Consider the following 4551-nt stretch of genomic DNA (forward strand, 5'->3'; position numbering starts at 1 on the left):
TCAGTCGCTTTCGCTTGCTAACTCGAGGTGGCGTATAATACGCTTTCCTCTTTCAGAGTCAAGCGTTTATTTTCGCTTTCGTCTGACTGACTTCCAGGTTGTGAAGCCGCTTTCGAAGCCGCTTCGCCGTGTCAGTGGAGGCGCATTATAGGGAGTTCTCAGAGCCTGACAACCCCTAATTTGAAAAAAACTTTCAAGCGTCGTTTTTTTACTCAAAATGGCGCTAAAGTGCCAGTTTTTCGAGCCTTTCAAAGCCGTAACGTTGCAAAACGGGCATTAATTGCGCAGTTTCAGGCGTAAACGCCATACAATAAGCAATATTCGAATCTGCAGACGCCGCTTCAGGCGCTTCATGTTCCAGTAACCAAACGGTACGCCTTGCAATCGCGGCACCGGAATCAATCAGCCTCGTTCCCTCAGGTAACACTTCCAGCAGCTCTTCCTGTAATAGAGGGAAATGCGTGCAGCCTAATACAACGGTATCCGGCGGCTCCGACATCCGTAACCACGGACGCAGGATTTTACGCAGCTCGTCCAGCGGCACAGGCTCACCATGAAGCTTCGCCTCAGCCAGCTCCACCAGTTCGGCAGAACCCAGCATCTCAATTTTGCATTCGGTAGCAAATCGGGAGATAAGCTCGTGGGTATAAGGACGCTTGACCGTACCGCGTGTGGCCAACAGACCCACAACCCCATTTGTCGTCAAACGCGCAGCCGGTTTAATAGCAGGCACAACGCCAACAACAGGGAAGTCGAACTTTTCGCGTAAAGCAGGGAGGGAAACAGTGCTTGCAGTATTACAGGCAATAACAGCGAGGGCTAAAGGATAATGCTGCTGGACAGCAGTCACTATTGAGACCACCCGGTCGACGATAAACTCTTCGCTCTTTTCGCCGTAAGGAAACGCCACGTTATCGAAGGCGTAGATGTAATGAAGATCCGGCAGAAGCTGCCGAATCTCATTGTAGACGGACAGCCCACCAACGCCGGAGTCAAAAACCAGCACGGTGGGATGTGCATCAGAAGGTGTAGCTGCCAGACAAGTAGTATTCCCGTCCTGCAGTATGGTAGCCATAAACCGTCTCGTAATCTTTATCGAACAGGTTAGCTATTCTACCACGAACGGTCAGCTGTGACGTGACTGGATACGACAAGGCAACATCCCACAGGCTGACACCGCCCATTTTCACGGTTTGATAGGTATTGAAATCGGTGTCGTAGCGTGAGCCCAGGTAATGATAAGTTACGCTCCAGTCCAGATCGTAGAGCGCCCAGTCAAGCTGGTACTTCACCTGTTGTTTAGCGCGACGCGCCAGCGGCGCATCGGTCAGACCATTGCGAGCATCAACATAGTCATAACTAACGCTGTGCTGCACGGGCCCGGTATCAAAGGAAGCCGTCCCTTCAATGCCTTTGATGTTGGCCTTGCCGACGTTGTAATAGCTATTCGTCCCGCTGTTGAAGTCGATCAGGTTATCAACAAGGTTGCGATAACCCGAAACGCGCCAGTTCACGCCGGAAGTTAACCCTTCAAATGCCCCTTCCCACTGACGGCTTTCTTCTGGGTTCAGATCTCTGTTCCCGTAGAAGCCAAACAGTTGCCCCTGGTTTGGCGCCTTAAAGGCCGTGCCGTAGGAGGCAATAAAGCGATATCCTTCAATAAACTCCCATGCGGCGCTACTCTGCCAGGTACCGTGATTACCGAACTCTGAGTTGTTATCGTTACGTGCGGCACCTTCGAAGGTGAAATCACCTACCTTTTGCAACGCCGTCAGATAAACGCCGGTATTACGCTGATCGTAGCCGTCAGTCACATAGTTTGTGCCTGGCTCAGTGCTCTGTTTCTGCCAGTCGACGCCCGCGCCAATATTCCCTGTCCCCACCTCGACGGAGTTCGTCCATTGCAGGTTGTACTGCTTGATTTCATCCAGAGTAGCGCTTGAGTCGTAGCGACCCAGGCGAGGATCGAAATTGTAATCTTTGCTGTGTCCGTAGCTGGAGATCAGCTGCGAATGGAAGATATCGTTATTAAAGCGCAGCCCCGCGTCCCATGTCTGGCTGTAAAGCTGACGGGTATCCACCAGCACGCCGGGGATATAGCTGCTGCCGTCATAGGCCGTGCGGTTATCATAACCGTAGCCACGTACAAAACCGCTCCATTGCTCAGAGAAGTTGTGTTCAAGCGCCCCATACAGAGATTTACTCATAAAGCCGTCGCGATCGGGCTGACGCAGGCCGCCGGTATTACCATCAGCCACAACGTCAAAGCCTTTGGTGTACTCATAGTTGCCAGCCAGAGTCACGCGAGTGTTATCCCCCAGCTTTTGCTGCGTGCTGGCATCATAGTTCTGGTAGCCGTTTGAGCCCACTCCCGCCGTCAGCGTTGTGCCGTCTTTATCACGAGTAGTGATAATGTTGATGACCCCGCCAATAGCATCAGAGCCATAGACAGCTGAACGAGGCCCACGGATGTACTCTACGCGCTGCACAAGAGAGACTGGGATTTGGCTGAGATCGGAAGAGCCGGTCACCCCGGCCTGATTCAGACGGATGCCGTCAATCAGGACCAGCACATGGCTGGAGTTGGTCCCACGAATAAATACGGAGGAGAGCTGACCAAGGCCACCGCTTTGCGCAATATCCACTCCCGGCAGGCGGCGCATCACGTCCGTCAGAGATTTTGACTGCCAGCGGTCGATATCTTCACGCGTGACCACCGACGTCGGCGCAAGTACGGTTTCTAGGGGTTGCTGAAAACGATTTGCAGTCACTATCAGGGTATTGTCAGTATTGCTGTCCTGCGCCCAAACTGAAAAAGCCGTTGCGGACAAAGCCGTCAACAGCGAAACCTTCTTTATCATCATTTATATAAGCATCCGCTTTCGAATAGGATGCCGCAGATATGGCAAATAGCACGCGATAGCCATATCACTTGCGACGTCGTTCCGGCAGGTCTTCGGGCTTGGAGGCTTAATTAAGATGAGGACTTCCCGCTTATATAAGAAAGCAGTGTCTGCATAATGCGTTCATCTTGCCGTTCCTTACCGCTGCGCGTCAGCCCCAGAATCACACTGGGTTCCCTTTTAACTCTCAGGAGGCCGGAAAAGCCATGCTACCGTTAGGCTTATACGGATGTCCAGACTTCCGGCTGAACTTCTTAACGCGATCGGGCTGGACATCCCGGGTCGAATCCCTACAATCGCCGCGTAGTTTGTATTCATTGACCGACTGGATGGCTAGCCATGACCCCTGAACACCTCCCGACAGATCAGTACGACGCGCAACTGGCGGAAAAAGTCACTCGCCTCGAAGGCATGATGGCGCCTTTTGCCGCACCGGCCCCGGAGGTATTCCGCTCACCGGTAAGCCACTACCGCATGCGAGCTGAGTTCCGCATCTGGCATGAAGGTGACGACCTGTATCACATCATGTTCGATCAGCAGACCAAAAGCCGCATCAGGGTCAACAGTTTCCCGGCGGCCAGCGAGCTTATCAACGCTCTGATGCCCGCCATGCTGGACGGCGTCCGAGATATTCCCGCTCTGCGCCATAAGCTGTTCCAGATTGACTACCTGACTACCCTGAGCAATCAGGCCGTGGTGTCTTTGCTCTACCACCGCAAGCTGGATGATGAATGGCAGCAGCATGCCGAGGCGCTGCGTGACAGTCTGCGTGCCCGTGGTTTTAACGTGCACCTAATTGGCCGCGCGACGAAAACCAAAATTGAGCTGGACCAGGATTTTATCGACGAAAGCCTGCCGGTTGCCGGTAAAGAGATGATTTACCGCCAGGTTGAGAACAGCTTTACTCAGCCAAACGCGGCCATGAATATTCAGATGCTGGAATGGGCACTGAGCGCGACAGAAAATTCAAGCGGCGACCTGCTGGAGCTCTACTGCGGGAACGGCAACTTCTCGCTGGCGCTGGCCCGCAACTTCGACCGCGTGCTGGCGACCGAAATCGCTAAACCGTCCGTGGCTGCGGCACAGTACAACATCGCGGCCAACAATATTGAGAACGTGCAGATCATCCGCATGGCGGCGGAAGAGTTTACCCAGGCAATGAACGGCGTGAGGGAGTTTAACCGCCTGCAGGGAATCGATCTCAAAAGCTATCAGTGCGAAACCATTTTTGTCGATCCGCCCCGCAGCGGCCTGGATGCTGACACGGTAAAAATGGTGCAGGCCTATCCGCACATCCTTTATATCTCCTGCAATCCACAAACGCTGTGCGAAAATCTGGAGACATTATCCCAGACTCACAACATCACCCGCCTCGCGCTGTTTGACCAGTTCCCGTACACGCATCACATGGAATGCGGCGTACTGCTCACGCGTAAATAGAAAAAGGACGCCGAGGCGTCCTTTCAGACTGCTGACTAACCCCACTGTTTTTTGGTGGGGTTCTGTTTTTGAGCGACCGCAGGTCGCGATCGCGATATTTTTTCTCTCACCCTGCCAGCGTTTTCAGCCACAGCCTCCGGGCCACATATCCCCTCATGAAGGCCGTCACCATGCTAAAAAGCCAGCAAAGATGCGCCAGCAGCGCCAT

3 protein-coding genes and 1 riboswitch are annotated in these 4551 nt (G+C 53.4%); of the genes, 1 reads left to right on the forward strand and 2 read right to left on the reverse strand.

Annotated features, from left to right (window positions below; all coding sequences use genetic code 11):
• Nucleotides 1-223: 223 nt before the first annotated feature.
• On the reverse strand, nt 224-1075 hold the full coding sequence (gene murI / locus B9Y90_RS25390) for a glutamate racemase (protein WP_071842697.1): 852 nt from the start codon (nt 1073-1075) through the stop codon (nt 224-226).
• Nucleotides 1020-2861, reverse strand: coding sequence for a TonB-dependent vitamin B12 receptor BtuB (gene btuB, locus B9Y90_RS25395; protein ID WP_085543069.1), 1842 nt, complete (start codon nt 2859-2861; stop codon nt 1020-1022). The genes murI and btuB overlap by 56 nt, the downstream gene beginning before the upstream one ends.
• 69 nt (nt 2862-2930) lie before the next feature.
• Nucleotides 2931-3118, reverse strand: a riboswitch (cobalamin riboswitch).
• Between the two features lie 124 nt (nt 3119-3242).
• Here btuB and trmA point away from each other — a divergent pair.
• Nucleotides 3243-4343, forward strand: a complete 1101-nt coding sequence (trmA, locus tag B9Y90_RS25400) for a tRNA (uridine(54)-C5)-methyltransferase TrmA (protein ID WP_085543068.1) — start codon at nt 3243-3245, stop codon at nt 4341-4343.
• The last annotated feature ends 208 nt before the right edge of the window (nt 4344-4551 follow it).

This window comes from Cedecea sp. NFIX57, assembly GCF_900177785.1.
Lineage (GTDB): Bacteria > Pseudomonadota > Gammaproteobacteria > Enterobacterales > Enterobacteriaceae > Cedecea > Cedecea neteri_C.